This window comes from Paenibacillus sp. O199 (genome assembly GCF_001636635.1).
Taxonomy (GTDB): domain Bacteria; phylum Bacillota; class Bacilli; order Paenibacillales; family Paenibacillaceae; genus Paenibacillus; species Paenibacillus marchantiae.
Window position 1 is genome coordinate 1 of sequence record NZ_LGRP01000032.1, and the last position, 20,364, is coordinate 20,364.

Genomic DNA, 20,364 nt, shown 5'->3' on the forward strand with positions numbered 1-20,364 from the left:
CTGAACTGCACAAGGGCACGTTGTACTCGTTCGGGTACAACGTCTGCCACAATGAGCCGTGCCCCGGCTGCATGCAGGTAACGGCACAGGGCATACCCGACCTTGCCCAGTCCCTGGACGGCAACGCAAATGCCCTGCAAGGCGTCAATGCCCTGCAAGGCGTCAATGCCTTGGTGACGCAGCGATGTCACAATGCCAGTGTATACACCGTAGGCGGTCATCTCAGCTGTGAAATCATCCTGTGCACCAAGCGATCCGGTCGTGTCAGTCACATGTACCGTCTCCAGCCGGATCTGGTCCATATCTGCCGCCGTAGTGCCCAGATCCAGCCCCGTCACATAACGTCCGTTCAGTCGTTCCAGATAGCGGCCCAGAGAACGGAACGTTTCGGCACGCCGGCAGGCTTGTAGGTTGTTTTTGGATGTCTTATCTAAATCCTTATCTAATCCGTTCGATGTATCCTTGCCTTTAATGATGTTCGTATGGGGTCCGACATTCTGTTTGCCTTTTTTGGGATTCAGATTGTTGTCTGGGCTGGCATCGCCCGATTTGATGATCAATTCGGCTGGCACATCCCACACCACAGCTTTGCCCCCGCCATATGGCAGACCGGAGACCGCCGATTTGTAGGTCATGCCCTTCGCGAGTTTGATGGCATCCCGAACCGCTTCTTCCTCCGATGCATACGTCCAGCAGCGGCATCCCCCGAGTGCGGGACCCAGCACTGTACTATGGATGGCGATAACGGCTTTAAGCCCGCTCCGTGGATCATGGCAAAATATGAGTTGTTCCATACCTTCCCGCTGCATCTCATGCCACAACTGCATGACAGTTCCCCCTTTTGGTAGCCGTCGTTTCCCGAACCTTTTTGCCTGTACGCCTCAATCGAATTACTGTTGGTTCAGCATATTCAGACACGCCGCTTTTCGCCCCTGGGTCTCAGGCCGGGTTGATAATGAGTGAAAAGGGCTCTATAATGTCAGTTCCGGCTTGCCAGTGGGCAGAAAATAGAAAATGCAGTCCAATTTACGTTCAACCGTTTAAAATGACCGCATAACGTCCAATGATGGAGATAGAGTAAACATGCAGAAGAATAAATGATATGTAGAGGAAGCGGAACGAAGGCACGCAACAAACGGCCCATTTCGTTGTGAAAGTCAGGAAAGAGGGATTGCGATTGTTTAAAATATTGGTATTTATCTTTTTGATCCAGATTGTGTATGTATCTGCTTATACACTTCGGATGATTCTGACGCTCAAAGGACAGAAATATATTGCTGCGCTCATCAGTATGGGCGAAATTGTGATCTACGTACTCGGTCTGAATCTGGTACTCAAATATCTGACCCAGCCATCTGCGTTAATTGTATATGCCGTTGGTTATGGGCTGGGGGTATTGCTGGGTGCCTGGATCGAAGAGAAGATTGCGCTTGGTTACGTTACCGTTAAGGTTATTTGTAACCAGATGGGCGGGGATGTAGCGAATGCCTTGCGGGATAAAGGATACGGTGTCACCGCCTGGGTTGGTAGTGGACGAGATGGAGACCGGCTGGTTATGGAGATTTTGGCGAAACGAAAAAACCAGAAACTTCTATATCAGACGATTCTGGAGCTTGATCCCAAAGCATTTGTCATCACCGTTGAGCCCAAACAGTTCCATGGCGGGTTCTGGACACGTTCCATCAAAAGATAAATTAGGAATATTCGAGATAATAGTGAGCCCCTTTGGGGGCTTTTTTTCATGTCTATAAGTTGAAATGGGAATGCTCCGGGTTAAATCGGGTGTTATTTGAGGACTGATATCAGGATCCCAAAACGATCTGAGATAAGGATTATTGTTGTAATCGCTTCCAACATTTACATTGAGGACATGTCCTTCGTGACTTGCGATGGCAGAGATGGACAGACGCAATCATTATAATTAGGGAGGAATGGTTTTATGAAAAGCAAAATTCGAACATGGTGCAGTGCCGCGCTGGCTCTGACGTTGGGCTTCACCCTACTGTCTGGACCGACAAGTGTACAGGCAGCAGGCAATGCAGATTACAATCTTACAGGTTTCTCCCAAGGCAATACGGGTGGAGGTACCATCAGCGAATCGGACACGTCCAAGTATAAGAAGGTATACAATGCAACGGATCTCGCTGCGGCGCTGAAAAAGAACTCTGGTGTCAAAGTCGTCGAGATTATGAACGACCTGAATCTGGGATGGAACGAAATTCCGAGCGCTGCACAGACATCGCCTTTTGCCAAGCATAATGATGCGCTGACTCATCCTGTATTGAAGCAAACGGGTGTCAGCAAGCTGACGATCGACAGCTTTAATGGCCTGACCATCTTCTCAGCCAACGGGGCCAAGATCAAGCACGGAGCCATCAGCGTCAAACGCAGTTCCAACGTTATTATCCGCAACCTCGAATTCGATGAGTTATGGGAATGGGATGAAGCGACCAAAGGTGACTACGACAAAAACGACTGGGATTACATCACCCTTGAAGAGAACAGCAACGTATGGATTGATCACTGCACATTCAATAAAGCCTACGACGGGCTTGTCGATTCGAAAAAAGGAACGAGTGGTGTGACCATCTCCTGGTCCCTCTTCAAAGGGGATGACGGCAGCTCAAACAGCTGGGTTACCCAGCAGATTAACGAGTTGGAAGCGAACAAGGCTTCCTATCCGATGTACAACTACCTGCGCAGCAGCGCGGTTGGGCTTAGCAAAGCCGATATCATTGCCATTTCATCTCCTCAGAAAAAAGGTCATCTGGTTGGTTCGACCAGCTTCGAATCGGCCAATGCTAATCTGTCCATAACTCTGCACCATAACTTGTACAAAGATATCCAGGATCGCATGCCGCGTCTGCGCGGAGGCAATGCGCATGCCTACAATATTGTGATGGATGCGACAGGGGCACGTGCGGCCAAATCCAGAATCACTTCTGCGATGGCAACGGCGATTTCGTCCAAAGGGTATCATTTTGATATCATCGGCAACGGAGCTATTTCCACTGAAGATGGTGCAGTACTGGTCGAAAAGTCGGTGATCAAAGACGTACTGTTCCCGGTCCGCAATAACCAGACGGACCCGGCCGATGCAACATATACTGGTAAAATTCAGGTGACTGACACGATGTATTCTCTGGATGGAAGCTCATTCCGTGGAAACAGTGATACATCCGGCAGTCCGCTCAGCCCGGTTCCGGCCGCAGTGAAAGCTTTCTCCTGGAACGGATTCTCTTCACTTCCTTACAGCTACGCTACCGATGATCCAGCGACGCTGAATGCACGCCTCACCGGTTCGAGCGGAGCAGGTGCAGGCAAATTATCCTGGTCCAAAGACAACTGGTTGAAGACGAGCTACTAGACAGCAACACGAATCGGGTGTTGAAACGAGTGGCTATGATTAGAAGGATTTCAAGCCAATTCATCGTTTTTTTCATAAGCAAAGAGTGCTCCTGCAGCCGTAATGGCCGGGAGCACTCTTTTTGTGGAACGGGAAGTCTTCGTACCTTTTTAGTCAGATACGTTATCCGAAAGGGCAGGTGCAGCAGTTACCGAATCACGATAAATGATATTACCCTTCACGTGTACGCGGCCGAAGCTGCGACTCGGGTTATCAATCTTTTTGAGCATGGAATGAACCGCAGTGCGCGCCATCTGTTCCACATCGACTTCAACCGTAGTTAATTTGGGCTCGGAGAGTGTGGCATAGATATCATTATCGAACCCAACCACAGAGCATTGTGCAGGCACCTGAATACCCAGGGAAGTCAGTTTCTGAACGAGCAGATGAGCCACCTGATCACAATTGCATACAAAAGCCGTAGGCAGCTGCTCTGGCAGATCAATTTCAATAAACGTACCTCGCTCATCGCGGTCATTAAGCACAAGATCCGGATTCATCGGCAACCGATGCTCCAGCAATGATTTGTAATAACCGAGGAACCGGTCCTGAATGCTGCTAGTAGAATAGAGATTCCCCACATAAGCGATGCGGCGGTGTCCCTGCTGTACCAGAACGTTTGTCAGCTCATAAGCAGCGTAAAAGTTATCGGTAACGACAGAATCAATATCAGAATGCTCATCGTAGAAATCGAGAAACATTTTGGGTACCTCCATCGACTGGACCAGCTCGATATATTCCTTGCTGACTTGTCCAAGCACAATGAAACCATCCACTTTGTTGTCACTATAGAGCTTCGGTAGTATTAATTCCTCTTCGTCCTCCACATTCAGAATGTGCAGAATACCGTAGTATCCCTGATCCTCCAGATGTTTGGTGATGCGCTGGAATACACGTACATAGAACGATTGTGTAGGTCCGGTAAACCGCTCCGGGATAATAACACCAATATTATGAGTCAGGCCTTCCTTCATCGAACGGGCTGCGGCGTTATACCGATAGCCCATCTGAACGGCAAGCACTTTAATTTTTTCCTTCAATTCGCCACTGACGCCATCTTTATCATTTAATGCTTTCGAGACCGTCACACTGCTAACTCCGAGCTTGTCGGCGATATCCCGCATGGTGATATTGTTCTTCAGCTTTGGTCGCCTCCTTCAAGCCGGTTTACGTACAATGTGCTGTCATTATGGTTAGCGCTTCCTTCAAACATAACAACAATCCATATTAGTATACATCGTTACCCACATGGAATAAAGAAATTCTGGTTAGCGCTGCGCTAATTTTTCAGCATGCCGCATTTTCCGCCTGAAGGCTGATCTTCAGTTTTAAACCATTTGCTTTTGGCGAAGCTTCTCATTCCGCTCAATCAGGTCACCGCGCTGGCTGGCGCAATCCAGGGACCGGTACGGATCAGCCGGGGTATTGAAAGTGTAATCGACCAGTTTATCCAGCGTTGTTGTGGCCACATGACAGCGGGTATCACTCGATGCGTAATAGATGAAAACCTCACCCTGTTCGTTGACCACCGCTCCGTTGCAAAAAATAACATTGGATACATCACCTACGCGCTCGTCGTCATATGGAGCAATGAAGTGTCCACCCGGCTTGGCGATGATGCGTGCGGGATCATTCAGATCCGTGGCGAAAGTGTACAGCACATAGCGAAGACCTGCTGCCGTATTGCGCACTCCGTGGGCAATGTGAATCCAGCCGCGATCCGTTTTGATCGGAGCAGGGCCCTGGCCATTTTTCACTTCGTATACCGTATGGTATTTCCGTTCATCAATGATTGTTTCTTCTGCAATGACCGGATTCAGAATATCCTCGCACAGACCAAAGGCGATCCCGCCGCCGCTGCCTGTGGAGATGAATCCGTCTTGCGGACGGGTGTAGAACGCATATTTACCCTCTACAAATTCGGGGTGCAACACAACATTTCGCTGTTGAGGGGAGTTGGTCCTGATGTTGGGCAGACGCTCCCAGCTGAGCAGATCGCGTGTCCGGACAAGTCCTGCCTGGGCTACGGCACTGGATGTATCAAATGCTGGTGCTTCAGGGTCTTTGCGCTCCGAGCAGTAAATACCATAGATCCAGCCATCTTCATGCTGAACCAATCGCATATCATATTGGTTGGTTTCGTCGGCATCGATATCTTCCCACACTAAGGGTTTGCCTGTGAAGCGAAATCCGTCGATGCCGTTATCACTCTCAGCTAGAGCGAAGATGGATTTACGGTCCAATCCTTCGGTTCGGATGACCATCACGTATTTGCCATTGAAATAGATGGCCCCCGGATTAAGCGTAGCGTTAATGCCCAGACGCTCCATGAAGTGGGGGTTCGTCGTTTCGTCCAGGTCAAATCTCCAGTGCAGCGGTACATGATGGCGTGTGATTACCGGATAACGGTACCGATCATATACGCCATTGTAGAAGGAAGAGTCAATTTCATTTTGGCGCGTAAACAGCTGCTCCTGTTGCTCCAATAATTCATTGTATTTGGGGTGTATCATCGTTATCCCATCCTCTCAATTAGTTCAATGCAGAATCGGCTATTGTGATACGGGCATTTCCACGGTCCGGCGATTTCGCTTTGATCCGGTGTGCCGTTCCCGTCTACCGACCAGTACCATTCCCCGCCAGCGCGGTGATCGATAATGTGTTCCTTCGTATATGTCCACAAGCGTTCTACTCTCTCCAAAAACAAACGGTCACCTGTACGCTCATAGGCGTTGTAGAAGCCGACCATCGCCTCGGCCTGAACCCACCATATCCGTTTCTCATCCACACGGTCACCCTCTTGTTCATTCATCAGGGAGCCATCGGCCTGTACAGCCACATTGGAAATGTTATAGGCAATATCCGTAACCATCGCAGAATACTCCGGGTGTTGAGCCAGACCCAGCACTTTCAACGTTTCGTCGATCAGCCAGCTGGCTTCAATGTCATGCCCGAATGAACGCAGATCGATGATGGATTGCCAATCCATGTTGAAAAATACCCCGAGAAACTTCGTGTCATTGTCATACACCCGTTCATATAAGATGCCGAGCAAGCGTTCCAGCGCCGTCTTCACCTGCTGGTCTGGCCACACTCGGTAGAGCGTGGTGTAGGCCTCCAGCACGTGAATATGCGTATTCATCGTGTAATCGGCGATCACACCATTTTCGCTCAGCATTTCATTGGGCTGTTCATTCCAGAAGCGATCAAATTGTTCCTTGTATGCAGGTAATTCGGCATTCAGCCCTTGATCCTCTATCAGGGCAAAAAGCGTTTTCGCAAGTTCCAAAGCAGCTGCATCCCCAGTGGCACGATAGTACTCACTCAGTGAGTAGACACCGAAGGATTGCGTATACACATGTTTGCTTGTGTCGAGCGGTTTTCCATTGGCATGGACCATCCAGTACATGCCGCCGTATTCCGTATCCATCACATGATTCACAAGAAAACGGTAAGCATGTTCAGCGTGATCACGCCAGATTTCATTTCCGGTTACCCGGTAGGCTGCTGCAAAGGACCATAATTGTCGTGCCGTGGCGATTCCGCCCTTGGGAGCGAGTGGATCGACCTGAAGGTCATTACCGACCCAGCCGTAGAATCCGCCGTTGTTATGATCTTTGAGGGCAGACCAGAATGGCAGAATATGACCTTCCCAGTGTTCTTTTATTTCAGTTCTAATGTCATTGGTGTGAGTCATAAGTGAGCGCTCCTTCAAAGTACAGGATTCAATTAATATTTAAGTTAACGTTAACTTTATTGATTAATATTAGTGTCGGGAAAATACGTTGTCAACGAATCTTGTGATAAAAACTTTTGCTAAGTAATAAATAATTTAATTGACAGGTAAACATTACCATAATAAAATTCATTTTGTAACCTTAACGATAACTTAAATTAACTTAGAAAAGGGGTAGAACCAAATGAGAAAAAACAAAGGCTGGATGCTTCTGCTTACCATGCTGCTCATCACTTCTCTGCTCGCAGCTTGCTCTTCCGGGGGTGGATCTCCACAGGCAGGAGAGGAAATCAGTACAGATCCTGCGGATATTAAGGGCGAAATCACCGTTCTCACGCAGCGTACAGATATTGTTGATAGCGTATTCAAAGATTACGCCGCGGAGTTCAATAAGGAATACCCGGATGTCAAAGTAAACTTCCAGGCACTGGCCGATTATGAGGGACAAGTGAAGATTCGTATGAGTACCAAAGATTATGGTGACGTGCTGATGATCCCCACCAGCGTACCGATTGCCGACATTCCGGACTTTTTTGAACCACTAGGCACGTACGATGAGCTGAAAGAGAAGTACACAGGCATCGAAGAACGTATGGTGGACGGTCAGATATATGGAATTCCAACCGTTATCACGTTCTCTGGCATCATCTATAACAAGCAGGTGTTCAAGGACGCTGGCATTGCGGAAGTTCCCAAAACGCCTGAGCAATTCCAGGCTGCACTGCAATTGGTGAAAGACAATACGGACGCTGTTCCATTGTACACCAACTATGCCTCCGGCTGGGCTTTGACACAATGGGAAGCGGATCTGCCGACGGTTGCAGGCAGTGTGGACTATGTGAACATTGACCAACCGAACACGGATGAAAACTTTGTGGCTGGCAAGCCGCACTATGAATTGTACAAAGTGCTTTACGACGCAGCCAAGAATGGCCTGATTGAGAAAGATCCGACCACAACCGACTGGGAAAGCTCCAAGGCTGATCTGGCGAATGGGAAAATTGCAACGATGGCGCTTGGATCTTGGGCGATTACCCAAATTCAAGGCTTGACGGATACACCGGATAATATCGGATTCTTGCCATTTCCTACGAATGCAAGTGATGTTGTCGTTCCACTCGCAGCAGACTATAACATCGGCATGAACGTGAACAGTGAGAACAAACCTGCTGCGAAAGCGTGGATTGACTGGTTTCTCGCGAAATCAAACTATGCGGTTGAGCAAGGCGGAGGCATGAGCGCAGACAAAAATGCGGAATTGCCACCGATTTTGGATCAATACAAAGACGTTACATTCTCCACACTGACTCCTGCCAAAGAAGGACAGGAAGGTCTGGTTGACAAAATCGACAACGAAGGCGAGATTGGCCTCTGGCAGCCTGACTTCAAGAAACGCATTATCGAAGCTGCCATCGGTAATCGCAGCGAATCGTACGATGACATCATGAAGGATCTGAATGATAAATGGGTTAAAGCGCGGACAGAACTGGCGAAATAAGCAGATTGCGGGGATTCATCGATCTGTAAAGGCGCTACCTGTTGGCCGACCACCGCTGAAATACAGCGAGGCACCATGCCTTGGCTGAGGGGAGAAGGTCTCCCCTTTTCCTACGGCATTTTGCATCTGGAAGCAGCATATCGGATGTGAAATGCCACCTTCGGTGGTTGATTATCCAGCCGGATTTGTTCATTGGACGGGAGTCTTTCGATATAAAAGCGGCAGAACCGCTTGGAGGTGTGGAGAGCATGAAATACTTGAAGATTTCGAATTGGGGCTATTCAGCGCAACGCATATTTATCATTTGTGCCTTTTCAATCATTCCGCTGGCACTGCTGTTCACGTTTGCTTATTTGCCTGTCATTAATATGTTCAAATACAGCTTCACCGATTGGAACGGATACAGCAAAAGGTTCGACTATGTGGGGTTTGAGAACTACACGCGGATATTCAGTGACCCTGAGTATTTTAAAGTGTTTATTGTCAGTTTGTATTATTTTGTGGCTACCTTCGTACAAATGGGTCTGGCCCTCTACTTTGCAACGATTCTAAGCTTCAAAATCCGCGGCAAAAACTTTTTCAAAGGCATATTGTTCTTCCCCTATCTGCTGAATGGCGTAGCCATCGGATTTATCTTCCTCTTTTTCTTCAAACCGGATGGTACCCTCGATACACTCATGCAGGCCGTAGGGCTTGGACAATACACCCAGCTCTGGCTTGGGAATCCGAATATTATTAACGTGTCGCTCGCAGGAGCATCAGTATGGAGATACATGGGCTTTAACTTCATCATCTTCCTGGGTGCGATCTCTTCCATTCAAAAGGATGTCTATGAAGCGTCAGATATTGACGGGGCCAATCGCTGGCAGCAGTTCCGCCATATCATCCTGCCGAGCATTACGCGTATCCTGCAGCTCAACCTGATTTTGGCGATTAGCGGCGCAATCAGTGCGTTCGATATTCCATACATTATGACAGACGGTTCCAATGGCAGTGAGACATTTGTGATTCAGACCGTTCACTTGGCATTTAAATACGGCAAGCTGGGCTTGGCATCGGCAATGGCTGTTGTGCTGTTGTTTATTGTCATTCTTGTTACGCTGGTTCAGCGTGTCACCATGAAAGGGGAGGAATGAACGTGCAACCATTCAAATATACCCTTGCGAGCATATTTAAATATGCTTCACTCATTCTCGCAGCGTTCATTGCGCTTGTACCCATCGTTGTGGTGCTGTTTGCATCGCTCAAAACCAATGCAGAATATGCGACCAGCAGTCCGCTGGCCCCACCAGCCAACTGGCTGAACTTTGCGAACTATACCAAGGCTTTTGTGGACGGCAACATGCTGGTCGGTTTCAAAAATACGATTATCATCCTGATCATCTCCATCGTGGGTGCCACTTTAACGGGTTCCATGATCGCGTATGTGCTGGATCGTTTCAAATTCAAAGGCAAGAAAATTATGGTCGCCGCGTTTCTGCTCGCTACCCTCATTCCGAGTGTGACGACGCAGGTCGCCACATTCCAGATCATCAACGCGCTCGACCTGTTCAATACCAGATGGGCAGCCATTGTGATGTACCTTGGTACAGATATCATCGCGGTATATATCTTCCTGCAATTCCTGGGTTCCATCTCGAATGCATTGGATGAATCCGCCATGCTGGACGGCGCTTCCTACTTCACGATCTATTGGAGAATCATTCTGCCACTTCTGAAACCAGCGATTGTAACGGTCATTATCGTGAAGGGTGTCAACATCTACAATGACTTTTACACACCATTCCTGTACATGCCCAAGACAGACTTACAGGTCATATCCACGGCTCTTTTCAAATTCAAGGGACCGTTCGGATCACAGTGGGAGGTCATCAGCGCAGGGATCATGATCGCCATCATTCCAACGATGATCATCTTCCTACTGCTACAGAAGTACATTTACAACGGCTTCGCACAAGGCTCCGTTAAATAAAAACGAAGGGAGAAATGAAACGATGACAGTTGTTGATACGAAAAACGTACACATTGTTGGGGATGTATTGCCGAATATGCCTTGGGAGGATAAACCGGAGGGAACAGAAGGCCCGGTATGGAGACACTCCGCCAACCCGATTGTGCCGCGTAACCCGGTCAAGGGAGTTGCCCGTATTTTCAACAGTGCGGTGATTCCTTATGAGGGGAAATTCATCGGAGTATTCCGCGCAGAAACCATTAATGGACGTCCACACCTGCACATGGGATCCAGTGAGGATGGCCTGAAGTGGAATATTGAAGAACAACGAATAACTTTTGTGGACGAGAACGGCGATTCCTTTATGCCGAACTATGCATACGACCCACGTCTGGTGAAAGTGGAAGATACGTATTACATCATCTGGTGTACCGATTTCTACGGTGCAGCGCTGGGCTTGGCGAAGACGGAAGATTTCAAAACGTTTGTACGTCTCGAAAATCCGATGCTTCCGTTCAACCGCAATGGCGTGTTGTTTCCACGCAAAATCAATGATAACTATGTGATGTTGTCCAGACCAAGCGACAGCGGACATACGCCGTTCGGGGACATTTTTCTGAGCGAAAGTCCGGATCTCGTGTACTGGGGCAAGCACCGTCATGTCATGAGCAAAGGTGGTCAGGGCTGGTGGCAATCGGTCAAAATTGGCGGCGGTCCGGCACCGATTGAAACGTCCGAAGGCTGGCTGATGTTCTACCACGGCGTAACCGGAACGTGCAATGGTTTTGTTTATAGTATGGGTGCGGTCATTCTGGATCTGGATGAGCCATCCAAAGTGAAATATCGTTCCTCCAACTTCGTACTGACCCCGGAAAAATGGTATGAGGAGCAAGGCTTTGTGGACAATGTCGTCTTCCCATGCGCCACATTGCATGATGCAGAGACAGGACGGATTGCCATCTATTATGGTGCAGCCGACACATACGTTGGAGTGGCTTATACCACTGTCGAAGAGATTGTGAACTACGTTATCGAGACCGACGAAGTCATTGCCGGAGACCGTGAGGAAGGCAAATTATAATTGAAGTGAAACAATTTTAAATAAAGCTGATGGTACTGCAATCGTAGTTGGACGTGTATACATTCGGTCATTCATTTTACATTAATTGAAAAAGGGGCATTGCGGAACAATGCATATGGAATACATCAAGGGATTTACATTTGGCTGGATGAGTGGTAAGGGAGACTTCCGCAAGCCGGAAGCGAAAGAATCCTTGCGTCTGATGGCTGAACGCACTGGTAGTTCGCATGTTATTTTTGCACTGGCGGCACATCAGGATCGTCCGCAGGCTGTAGAGGTCAAATATGAGGGTGAACATATGGTGGAAGACGATGAATTGGTGGATATGATACGTTATGCCCGCACACTGGGACTGCGGGTCATTCTGAAACCAACCGTCAATTGCACCGATGGCACATGGCGTGCACACATTAACTTCTTTGATATCGATGTGCCGTGTGAGCCAAAATGGCAGGACTGGTTCCACAGTTATACCGTGTATCAGAAGCATTATGCGGCCATTGCAGAGCGTGAGAAATGCGAGATGTTTATTGTGGGTTGTGAGATGGTGCAGGCTGAGCGTCGGAGCGAGGAATGGCGCGAGGTCATCGCGGGAGTGCGTGAAGTGTATTCGGGGCTAGTATCCTACAACACCGACAAGTATCAGGAAGGGCATGTGAATTGGTGGGATGCCGTGGACGTCATCTCGTCCAGTGGGTACTATCCCATCGGAGATTGGGAAGCGCAATTGGATCGGATTGAACAGGCCATTGCACCTAATGGTAAACCTTTTTTCTTCGCAGAAGCGGGCTGCCCTAGCCGCAGTGGATCGGCACAGGTGCCGAACGACTGGGGATTGAAAGGTGAAGTGAATGCGGAAGAGCAGGAGCAGTTCTATGAAGCCATGTTCCGTCATGCAAGTAAGCGGGAGTGGGTACGCGGCTTTGGTCTGTGGGACTGGAGCGCCCATCTGCATCAGGAGCAAGATGCCTTGAGTGATGATGGATACGGAGTTTATGGTAAACCAGCCGAGAAGGTCATTCGTCGGTTCTATGAAGGCATTGCATTGGAAGCTTAGTCTGTCTTGGAGTTGAGTTATCCCATCTACTTGAATAGCGTTTATATATGGACAAAGATACTGCTGTGCTTATGCACGCAGTATCTTTTTTGGTTAAGTTTAATTTCTTTCTATTAAATGTAAATAGTCTCGAATATAAATTGTTAGAAGAATATACCGTTTAATTTAGTGATAACATTATATGAAAATCCCTTCAAGAACGAGTTGTTTGTTTACCCCAATTTCTGTCCAAGCTGCTCAATTTTCTCCAGCCATTTCTTTCTCTGTTCCTCGGACTGTTTGCCGACCAGATCTACAGGTGTTATGCGCACAGGTTTGATGCCTGTCAGAGCAAAGGTGGAGATCTTCATCATTTTGTGTGCAGGTTCACCCTGGAACCATTTGTAGTACCAGTTCGGACCATCCATGGTGGTGATCATGCGTGCGGTGCGACCTTTAAGCAGTTGATCAGGGAAAGGTTTTCCTTTTTGATACTTGAAGGCATAGCCTGGCATAAAGATTCGATCAATGAACCCTTTTAACAGGGCAGGGGGGCCTCCCCACCAAATCGGAAATACCCATACGAGATGCTCTGCCCACTTAATGGCCTCTTGGGCTTCCAGCAAGTCCGGTTCGAGCGGCAGTTTATTACGATAGCCTCCCTCTAAATTCATGTTGAACTCTAGTTCGTTCAGGGTGATCATGCGAACCTCGGCACCTGCCTGCACAGCGCCTTTACGATAAGCTTCGGCGATTGCGCCATTGTAACTTGGGGAGACGGGGTTGCCTTGAATAATTAATATTTTCTTCATAATGATGACACGTCCTGACTATTTTAGTTAATGAACACTAACCTCATGTGCAAAAAGAAAAGGTCACGAATGACCTGGTAAATATTCAGGAACCTCCTGAAAGTCAGTTGAAGCCGGCGCTTCTAATTTAAAAGAATGTTTTTACACAGGAGCACTGTGCGATCAGATGCATCTCTTGATCGCCGACAGACCGGAACGATCTTCGCAAAGCTATTCCGCCCGCTTCTGCCCCATATCATTTGCCCCCTGGCCCAACATCGACACAAGGCGGTGAACGGTTTCTCCGGTGTATGGAACAAGCAGCTCTGGCAGTTCACCTTGCATACTGGATACGGCCAGGCGCGTAATAGCACCAATGACCAGAACGGCCGTGAGCCGTGAATCCTGAGCGGGCAGCTCACCTCGCATAATTCCCTGATTGATTAGATCAATCAACGCATCCAGCGGTTGGCGGTAATCCTCACTGCTTCCAGCTTCAATGAAAATCTCATGATTTTGTGAAATCAGCAGCAGTCCGTAGGGATCTTCATCATGCAGGTGGAGAACTTCGGTAATCAGTTGTCGGAAGCGTTCCAGCACCGGGCCCTCCTGGCGAACATACCCGTCAATCAGGGCGGTATAGTCCGCGCAATATTGGGTGAAAGCCTCAAGGGCAACGGCATCTTTGTTTTTAAAATGTTTGTAAATCGCCGCATCCGTTACTCCGGCGGCGTCACCGATCTCTTTGACGGAAATGCCGTCAACGCCTTTGGTTGCAAACAAGCGCATCGCCGCTTGTAGGATGTCTTTCTTTTTGCTGTCAACATGAGGTTTGTTCTTCATGATTGTATAGTAAGTGATTACTAACTAAATTGCAACTGACATTTCGAAATCTCTTATTTAATGCTACGAAAAGTGTTGTCGCTCAAAGCTTGCAGGCTTGTGAACGGCAACGTATGATGGATAGAAATACTAACGGATAGATGGGCACGGAGCGTGGACAGAAGTAGGGCTGCAAAGGCAAACATGAATAGCACCAGCTCCAAGCCTGGGGACGAAATGGAAGGTGAATGGCGTGAATGAAGACGTGCAGGCGCATCGCTGGGTGACTCCAGAAGGGACGTTGAATGAACAATATATAACAAGCAGGGAACAGCTCTACAAAGGCATGAATGGCAAGTATGTGGAGCGTTTCACTGTTCATACCGGGGAAAGTTATATTTTCAAACCGCTAACTAATCCTGAGCAATATGGGCGCGAGCAATGGATGTCGAGGCATGTGCTGTCTGTATTGCCCCCTATCTATCCAGCGCTGATTGCTGCATCAGACCGTGAAATTAACGCAAAACAGAGCTGGATCATCTATGAGGATCTGGGCGAACTGGTGCATGATTCGCGGGAAGAGACGATGCTGGCTGCTGCTGTACATATGGCGGAGTGGCACACGTTATCTGTTGCAGATTGGGGTGAGCTGCCCCGGGTCGGTCAGAAACCGCCAATTCGGGACATGCTGGATGATCTGCTTGGGCAAAAGGAATCCACCGCTGATTTGTTATCTAAACTGGAGATCACGCTGTCACCATCGGATTGGCACAACATCGCCGTGCTAATCCATACGGCAGAGGAGGAGTTACCTCGTGTTTTGTGTCACGGAGATCTGCATCCCGGCAACATGGCGGATGTGAATGGCAGGCTGGTGATTATCGATTGGGAGCATGCGCATCTGAATACGGCTCTTTGGGACGTGTATCATCTGGTGGATCTATCGCATCCGCTGTTCCCGAGAACCGTTACGCCTGAGCTGCGGGAGCGGATTATCGATGTTTATCTGGACGGGCTGGAGCGCCATAGCGTTCAGGTTGAACGGGTTTCTTTTAAAAAGTGGTACCGCGCATATGCCATTGTATTCTCGCTCTGGATGCTGCGTCTGATTGATGGGGATCTAAGAAGTGCAGACTGTGTATGGCCGGAGGAACAGCTGCGGAACCAGTGGCACGAGACGGCAATGACGCTGAAACAGTGCATGAAGCGGTGTTGAAGGGAATAGAAATGAGGGGTGCAGAACATGCGTAAAGTAGGACTAGTAATGCGTAAAATTCAATTCACGGAGGCACAGGGCCCGCGCGTATTTGCGGATCGATTGAAGCAGATCGGGCTGGAGCTGGGCGTGGAGATTGTGTTCATCTCGCCGGAGCGCCATGTTAGCGGGTATGACTGGTTGCCGGGTTATGAGCATGAGAAAGGCGACCTGGTGAACTATGATATCGTACTGGACCAGATATATAGCCAAAATATAGAGCATGTTATCTACACCGTATCCGGGTTTACGTTTTTGAAGATGTTTTTACCGAAGAGTGTGTTGTTCCCGCACAGCTTTCCCGACCCGGCGCTGACGGGGTATGAGATGATGAAGCCATTTTATACGATGGTGGATAAAGCGATTGTGCAGACGGAGTTCCTAAAAACAGAATTGGGCCGCAATTTCGGTGTACATGACGTGAACGTTATCCCGATTGGCTTTAGCGAAGAGCTCGCAAACCGCCACTACGACCCGAGTCAGGTTGTGCATAATCGCGTGCTCTGGATCGGTCGGGATGAAGCGAATCGTCGCCCGGATCTGGTGCTGGAATATGCCCGGCAGAACCCGGACAAGGAAGTATACATGGTATTCGGCGGTCGCCGCTATGAGGAAAGCATGAAGAAATACAACATTCCGGACAATGTAAAATTGCAATTTGCGCTGACACAGGATGAAGTATTTACCCTGATGAACTCGTCCAAGGTGTATTGGAGCTGTTCGGCCTTTGATACGTTTGCGATGCCGCTGACTGAAGCCATGGCGATGGGCAAAATGGTTGTGAAGCCGGAGCATGCCTGCTATGGTCACATTCGATCAACGCATGCCTTTGCAGGCAATGAGGATAACTGGTTTGAACTGGTGAACATGGCTGCTGCTGCACCGCGCAGTGTGTCGGAAGACAACCGTGAGTATGCCTTTGGTGCTTTTTCGCGCACGATCATGAAAGAGGGATACCGGGAGTTCTTTGCCAACTGGTTGAAGTAATGAGAGGTCTGTAGCGAAGGCTCTAACCATTCAGCAAGAAGGAGGAGAACCTTATGGAAGTACTCATCCTGTGGACGCTTGGCATGTGGGCTGTGCAGCTGCTGATCGAATGGCTTATCTATCGGTTGCAGGGACGTCGAATGACCGGTGTTCAATATATACTGCCATGTGTGGCCTTGCTCGGCGGAGCCGTTGTGATCATGATTAGCATTGAGATTGGCGGGTGGAACGGTATCGGTTATGCCTTGCTTGGTGCATCGCTGGGTGCAGCGGGAATGTTGACACTAATTACGGTGGCGATTACGGATGTAGTGTTTCGGCGTCGGAGACGGAATTAATCGGAGGGTTAGCTGCTGTACAGTAAGAGTGAATTGGACGATAGGGCGGTTGCAGGAATGCATTCGTCTGTGATATATTGACATTAATTATGACAAGGGAGGTGAAGACAGGTGAATCACGAGATGCTTAACAACCGTATTAGCCAGCTGCCGATTGCTATGGCTGGCATTGTTCATACTTTTCTGACCAACGGGAGAAGTCTGTCCAATTTTGAATATACGGAAATTAACATTTGCGAGAAGATGCCTGCCTTGACCTCATTCGGACGATAAGCGATATTGCTTGAATTCTGAAGGGCCGCGGAGCTAACCTCCTGCGGCTCTTTTTGTGTTGCGGTCAGGATCTTCCAATCCATAGGAGGAACCTTATTATGATGATTATTAGCGCGCAACAACTGACTCAATACCACGGAGCACATCTGGTGCTGGACGGCATTACGTTTGAAATTATGGAGGGCGACAAGGTCGCCCTGATCGGCCGCAACGGCAGCGGTAAAACGACATTGATGCGTCTGATGGCACGACTGAACCAGCCGGATGAAGGACAATTGATGATCAAGAAGGATACACGTATTGGTTACGTCGCTCAGGTGCCGGAAGGAATGGACGATTACACAGTGCTGGATGTGCTGAGTCTTGGATTCAGGGAGCTTATGGCGTGCCGGAGTCAAATGAAGGATATGGAGCAGCAGATGTCCGATCCGGAATGTGCATCCGATCCGAACCAATTGGAGCGACTGTTGAAGCGGTACGCGGCATTGCAGGACCAGTTCGAGCGCGAGGGTGGATATGAAATGGATGCCCGGATCGATCAGGTGGCGGACGGTCTGGATATTGCGAAGGAGCATTACGGATGGCGGTTTGGTTCGTTGTCTGGTGGAGAACAGACCCGGGTTGTGCTGGCTTCACAGCTAATTGTAAGGCCTGATCTGTTATTGCTGGATGAGCCGACCAACCACCTTGATCTGGAGCGGGTGGAATGGCTGGAAGGATTTTTGCGTGACTACACAGGTACGATAATTCTGATCTCACATGATCGCTACTTTTTGGACCGTGTAGCATCCCGGACGTTAGAACTGGAGGATGGAGAAGCGCAGACGTCAGCTGGTGGTTATACGGAATATATGAAAGTGAAGGAACAACGACTGATGCAGCAATTCGAGGAGTTCAAAGAGCAGCAGAAGGTGATCAAAAAAATGAAAGAAACGATCCGCCAACTGGAAGAATGGGGCCGAGTCGGGGGTAATGAAAAGTTCTTCCGGCGTGCAGCTTCGATGCGTAAAGCAATCGAACGGATGGAACAGGTGAAACGCCCGGTACTGGAGCGGCGTAACGCCGACTTCGATGTACGCCCTACAGACCGTACGGGAAAACAAGTGGCCGTTATGGAACAGGTCGAAAAGGCTTATGGAGAACGTCCAATTCTGCGCGGTGTATCAGGATTGCTCGAATATGGCGACAAAATTGCCCTTATTGGACGCAATGGTTCAGGCAAAACAACGTTGTTCAAGCTGTTGCTGGGCGAGGAACAACCCAGTGCAGGCAACCTGGAGTGGGGTGCACGTGTAGATGTTGGCTATCTGGCCCAGCAGGAGGAGCCTTCCAATCCGAAGCTGAATGTGTTGGAGTACTTCCGTCTGGAAGCGGGCGTGGAAGAAGGAGAAGCACGCGGCATTTTGGCCCGATATCTATTCTATGGAGCAGATGTATTTCGCTCGGTAGGACAGTTATCCGGTGGGGAATGGACACGGCTAAGGCTGGCTCTGCTGGTTCAGCGCAAGCCGAATGTGCTTCTGCTGGATGAACCGACCAACCATCTGGATATCGCTTCAAGGGAAGCGCTCGAAGAGTCGCTTGTTGATTTCGAAGGCACGGTGCTTGCCATCTCGCATGACCGCTACTTCGTCAATCGACTTGCTTCCCGCGTGTGGGAACTGGAGAATGGGCGGATGACCGCTTATCTGGGAGACTATGAAGCCTATCGCGAGAAGAAGCTTGATCTGCAAACCCGCGCAGCCGCGGCAAATCAGCATATAGCAGTTGTTGCCACTCCATCACGTGGGAGTTCAAAACCGAAACAGGAGACGAAGTCCGGTAGCACGCTTAATACAACGGCCACTTCCAAAAAGCTGTCCGCTGAACAATTGGAGCAGAGATTGGCCCGTCTTGAAGGGCAAATCAAGGAGATGGATCGTCAGCTTGAATCCTTGCAGGATAATCCAAACGAGCTGGAGCAAGTGTGGAACGAACGCGAGCAATTGTCTGGTGAATACAATGATATGTTGGCCCAGTGGGCAGAGCTGTGAGACAGGTCAGATTACGGAACTTATCTTGAAATAGATCTTGAAATAGATGAAGAAGGAAAGAAGGCCGGAGGGAGATCTCTGGCCTTTTTGATTTTCAAAGTTAGCTTTATAACGGGATGATATCCGAGGTAATTAGCTGGTAAAATTGTGTATCGCCACAATCTTATCTTTACTAGCATTTTGCATAATTCGATTCTTATTGTTCGCGGGCAAAAGATCTAGACGAATAGATTCATTTCGATCTATATCTTGCTGATTGAAAACCACTCTTGGGATTTATGCAAAATGCTTTTTTACATGTCATCGGGAATAGTGTAACTTTTTTCCTTCTCATGCGTTAAATACGTTTGTGTGTATTGAAACGGCTCCTCTTAGAGCTCACAGAAAGGCAGGTTATCGATATTTATTATTCATTGACTTATCGGAACTGGTCGGATAACCGGCAGGTGGAGACGGGCGTACTGGAGCAGGTATCAGGTACTCGCGATGAGCTTTTCATGCGCAAGCTGGTCGATGCTACCCTGATGAAAAATAAGCTCTGGGCGCATCTGTCCAATGAATGCGAGGATCGTCGGGAGCATGCAGTTTACGTGACCGAGTATGACAATCAAAAACCTGCGGAATACGGTACAGCGATTGCGGACGCTGCACTGGCAATGTGTAAAATGTCCTCCATGTACAGTGCGGAATACATGCTGTGGAATGGGTGTGCATTTCAGGAATTGGACTTGGCAGAATCCTCCTCGTACACGATGGAGCTTGCCGAGCAACTGCTGGACCATTACATGGTCCGGGGCGGTACGACCTATGAATTTGTGTATTCCGTGTTGGATGCGGATCGCAAGAAAGTGTTGTTTTTTATGAAGGAGGTAGATTTGTAATGGACGAAAATCCCAAACCTAAACCTGGATCACGCGCCAAGCTGGTTGCCTTCTCGCTAATGCTTGCGGTTCCAGCCGTATTATCCGGTTGTAGCAGCAATAGCGATGAGTGTGACCCGGAATACGATACCGGATGTGAATATGACTCCAGCAGTGGGCACTATTATTACGGTGGCGGATCGTCCTATCGGAGCAACAAGGACAGCAGTTCCTACAGCAAATCCAGTTCAAAATCGAGCGGCTTTGGCAGCTTCTTCCGCAGTTCGGGAGGTTAGA

The 20,364-nt window shown here is 48.8% G+C and carries 20 protein-coding genes; 14 read left to right on the forward strand and 6 right to left on the reverse strand.

Annotation, left to right across the window (positions count from 1 at the left end; translation table 11 throughout):
• A partial coding sequence (locus A6049_RS34250) for a Glu/Leu/Phe/Val dehydrogenase dimerization domain-containing protein (protein ID WP_275078677.1) occupies window positions 1-827 on the reverse strand: 827 nt, incomplete at its 3' end.
• A gap of 350 nt (window positions 828-1,177) precedes the next feature.
• Here A6049_RS34250 and A6049_RS27085 point away from each other — a divergent pair.
• The gene (locus tag A6049_RS27085; protein WP_053782622.1) at window positions 1,178-1,693 is read left to right on the forward strand and encodes a DUF2179 domain-containing protein; all 516 of its coding nucleotides are present in this window, start codon (window positions 1,178-1,180) and stop codon (window positions 1,691-1,693) included.
• A 246-nt stretch (window positions 1,694-1,939) separates the two neighbouring features.
• A complete protein-coding gene (locus A6049_RS27090; protein WP_063567573.1) occupies window positions 1,940-3,367 on the forward strand; it encodes a pectate lyase family protein in 1,428 nt (475 codons plus the stop codon).
• Window positions 3,368-3,516: 149 nt separating this feature from the next.
• Here the strand turns inward: A6049_RS27090 and A6049_RS27095 are convergent, their stop codons facing one another.
• The 3 genes from A6049_RS27095 to A6049_RS27105 all read right to left on the reverse strand — a co-directional run bounded on the left by A6049_RS27095 (window position 3,517) and on the right by A6049_RS27105 (window position 7,103).
• Window positions 3,517-4,530 (reverse strand): LacI family DNA-binding transcriptional regulator, encoded by a 1,014-nt coding sequence (locus A6049_RS27095; RefSeq protein WP_063567574.1) that lies wholly within the window; start codon window positions 4,528-4,530, stop codon window positions 3,517-3,519.
• A gap of 204 nt (window positions 4,531-4,734) precedes the next feature.
• On the reverse strand, window positions 4,735-5,919 hold the full coding sequence (locus A6049_RS27100) for a glycoside hydrolase family 130 protein (RefSeq protein ID WP_063567575.1): 1,185 nt from the start codon (window positions 5,917-5,919) through the stop codon (window positions 4,735-4,737).
• Window positions 5,920-5,921: 2 nt separating this feature from the next.
• The gene (locus A6049_RS27105) at window positions 5,922-7,103 is read right to left on the reverse strand and encodes an AGE family epimerase/isomerase (protein ID WP_063567576.1); all 1,182 of its coding nucleotides are present in this window, start codon (window positions 7,101-7,103) and stop codon (window positions 5,922-5,924) included.
• A 223-nt stretch (window positions 7,104-7,326) separates the two neighbouring features.
• Between A6049_RS27105 and A6049_RS27110 the strand changes: the two genes are divergently transcribed.
• The 5 genes from A6049_RS27110 to A6049_RS27130 all read left to right on the forward strand — a co-directional run bounded on the left by A6049_RS27110 (window position 7,327) and on the right by A6049_RS27130 (window position 12,729).
• The gene (locus A6049_RS27110) at window positions 7,327-8,640 is read left to right on the forward strand and encodes an ABC transporter substrate-binding protein (RefSeq protein WP_063567577.1); all 1,314 of its coding nucleotides are present in this window, start codon (window positions 7,327-7,329) and stop codon (window positions 8,638-8,640) included.
• 248 nt (window positions 8,641-8,888) lie between these two features.
• Complete coding sequence (locus tag A6049_RS27115; protein ID WP_062323195.1) at window positions 8,889-9,776, forward strand: carbohydrate ABC transporter permease; 888 nt, start codon at window positions 8,889-8,891, stop codon at window positions 9,774-9,776.
• Window positions 9,773-10,612: a carbohydrate ABC transporter permease gene (locus A6049_RS27120; protein ID WP_063567578.1), complete on the forward strand. Its 840-nt coding sequence runs from the start codon at window positions 9,773-9,775 to the stop codon at window positions 10,610-10,612. Before A6049_RS27115 ends, A6049_RS27120 begins: the two co-directional genes overlap by 4 nt.
• Window positions 10,613-10,634: 22 nt before the next feature.
• Window positions 10,635-11,672, forward strand: a complete 1,038-nt coding sequence (locus A6049_RS27125) for a glycoside hydrolase family 130 protein (protein ID WP_063567579.1) — start codon at window positions 10,635-10,637, stop codon at window positions 11,670-11,672.
• Window positions 11,673-11,787: 115 nt separating this feature from the next.
• On the forward strand, window positions 11,788-12,729 hold the full coding sequence (locus A6049_RS27130) for a glycoside hydrolase family 113 (protein ID WP_063567610.1): 942 nt from the start codon (window positions 11,788-11,790) through the stop codon (window positions 12,727-12,729).
• A 212-nt stretch (window positions 12,730-12,941) separates the two neighbouring features.
• Here A6049_RS27130 and A6049_RS27135 read toward each other — a convergent pair whose 3' ends face one another.
• A complete protein-coding gene (locus tag A6049_RS27135; protein ID WP_095206226.1) occupies window positions 12,942-13,523 on the reverse strand; it encodes an NAD(P)H-dependent oxidoreductase in 582 nt (193 codons plus the stop codon).
• Between the two features lie 207 nt (window positions 13,524-13,730).
• Complete coding sequence (locus A6049_RS27140) at window positions 13,731-14,342, reverse strand: TetR/AcrR family transcriptional regulator (protein ID WP_063567581.1); 612 nt, start codon at window positions 14,340-14,342, stop codon at window positions 13,731-13,733.
• A 223-nt stretch (window positions 14,343-14,565) separates the two neighbouring features.
• Between A6049_RS27140 and A6049_RS27145 the strand changes: the two genes are divergently transcribed.
• The 7 genes from A6049_RS27145 to A6049_RS27170 all read left to right on the forward strand — a co-directional run bounded on the left by A6049_RS27145 (window position 14,566) and on the right by A6049_RS27170 (window position 20,363).
• Window positions 14,566-15,537, forward strand: a complete 972-nt coding sequence (locus A6049_RS27145) for a phosphotransferase family protein (RefSeq protein WP_205412049.1) — start codon at window positions 14,566-14,568, stop codon at window positions 15,535-15,537.
• 27 nt (window positions 15,538-15,564) lie between these two features.
• A complete protein-coding gene (locus A6049_RS27150) occupies window positions 15,565-16,563 on the forward strand; it encodes a glycosyltransferase (RefSeq protein ID WP_063567582.1) in 999 nt (332 codons plus the stop codon).
• A 53-nt stretch (window positions 16,564-16,616) separates the two neighbouring features.
• Window positions 16,617-16,901: a hypothetical protein gene (locus tag A6049_RS27155; protein ID WP_063567583.1), complete on the forward strand. Its 285-nt coding sequence runs from the start codon at window positions 16,617-16,619 to the stop codon at window positions 16,899-16,901.
• Between the two features lie 111 nt (window positions 16,902-17,012).
• A complete protein-coding gene (locus tag A6049_RS33660) occupies window positions 17,013-17,174 on the forward strand; it encodes a hypothetical protein (RefSeq protein WP_162842465.1) in 162 nt (53 codons plus the stop codon).
• 98 nt (window positions 17,175-17,272) lie between these two features.
• Window positions 17,273-19,207: an ABC-F family ATP-binding cassette domain-containing protein gene (locus A6049_RS27160; protein ID WP_063567584.1), complete on the forward strand. Its 1,935-nt coding sequence runs from the start codon at window positions 17,273-17,275 to the stop codon at window positions 19,205-19,207.
• 413 nt (window positions 19,208-19,620) lie between these two features.
• Window positions 19,621-20,088, forward strand: coding sequence for a hypothetical protein (locus A6049_RS33790; RefSeq protein WP_095206227.1), 468 nt, complete (start codon window positions 19,621-19,623; stop codon window positions 20,086-20,088).
• Window positions 20,088-20,363, forward strand: coding sequence for a hypothetical protein (locus A6049_RS27170; protein ID WP_063567585.1), 276 nt, complete (start codon window positions 20,088-20,090; stop codon window positions 20,361-20,363). The genes A6049_RS33790 and A6049_RS27170 overlap by 1 nt, the downstream gene beginning before the upstream one ends.
• Window position 20,364: the final 1 nt, after the last annotated feature.

What these genes read in the sequence shown, in the direction of transcription:
- A6049_RS27115 (WP_062323195.1), top strand. Translation starts at nt 8,889, where the DNA reads ATGAAATACTTGAAGATTTCGAATTGGGGCTATTCAGCGCAACGCATA.
- A6049_RS27155 (WP_063567583.1), top strand. Translation starts at nt 16,617, where the DNA reads ATGGAAGTACTCATCCTGTGGACGCTTGGCATGTGGGCTGTGCAGCTG.
- A6049_RS27125 (WP_063567579.1), top strand. Translation starts at nt 10,635, where the DNA reads ATGACAGTTGTTGATACGAAAAACGTACACATTGTTGGGGATGTATTG.
- A6049_RS27170 (WP_063567585.1), top strand. Translation starts at nt 20,088, where the DNA reads ATGGACGAAAATCCCAAACCTAAACCTGGATCACGCGCCAAGCTGGTT.
- A6049_RS27150 (WP_063567582.1), top strand. Translation starts at nt 15,565, where the DNA reads ATGCGTAAAGTAGGACTAGTAATGCGTAAAATTCAATTCACGGAGGCA.
- A6049_RS27105 (WP_063567576.1), bottom strand. Translation starts at nt 7,103, where the DNA reads ATGACTCACACCAATGACATTAGAACTGAAATAAAAGAACACTGGGAA.
- A6049_RS27100 (WP_063567575.1), bottom strand. Translation starts at nt 5,919, where the DNA reads ATGATACACCCCAAATACAATGAATTATTGGAGCAACAGGAGCAGCTG.
- A6049_RS27120 (WP_063567578.1), top strand. Translation starts at nt 9,773, where the DNA reads ATGAACGTGCAACCATTCAAATATACCCTTGCGAGCATATTTAAATAT.
- A6049_RS27095 (WP_063567574.1), bottom strand. Translation starts at nt 4,530, where the DNA reads ATGCGGGATATCGCCGACAAGCTCGGAGTTAGCAGTGTGACGGTCTCG.
- A6049_RS27140 (WP_063567581.1), bottom strand. Translation starts at nt 14,342, where the DNA reads ATGAAGAACAAACCTCATGTTGACAGCAAAAAGAAAGACATCCTACAA.
- A6049_RS27160 (WP_063567584.1), top strand. Translation starts at nt 17,273, where the DNA reads ATGATGATTATTAGCGCGCAACAACTGACTCAATACCACGGAGCACAT.
- A6049_RS27090 (WP_063567573.1), top strand. Translation starts at nt 1,940, where the DNA reads ATGAAAAGCAAAATTCGAACATGGTGCAGTGCCGCGCTGGCTCTGACG.
- A6049_RS27110 (WP_063567577.1), top strand. Translation starts at nt 7,327, where the DNA reads ATGAGAAAAAACAAAGGCTGGATGCTTCTGCTTACCATGCTGCTCATC.
- A6049_RS27130 (WP_063567610.1), top strand. Translation starts at nt 11,788, where the DNA reads ATGGAATACATCAAGGGATTTACATTTGGCTGGATGAGTGGTAAGGGA.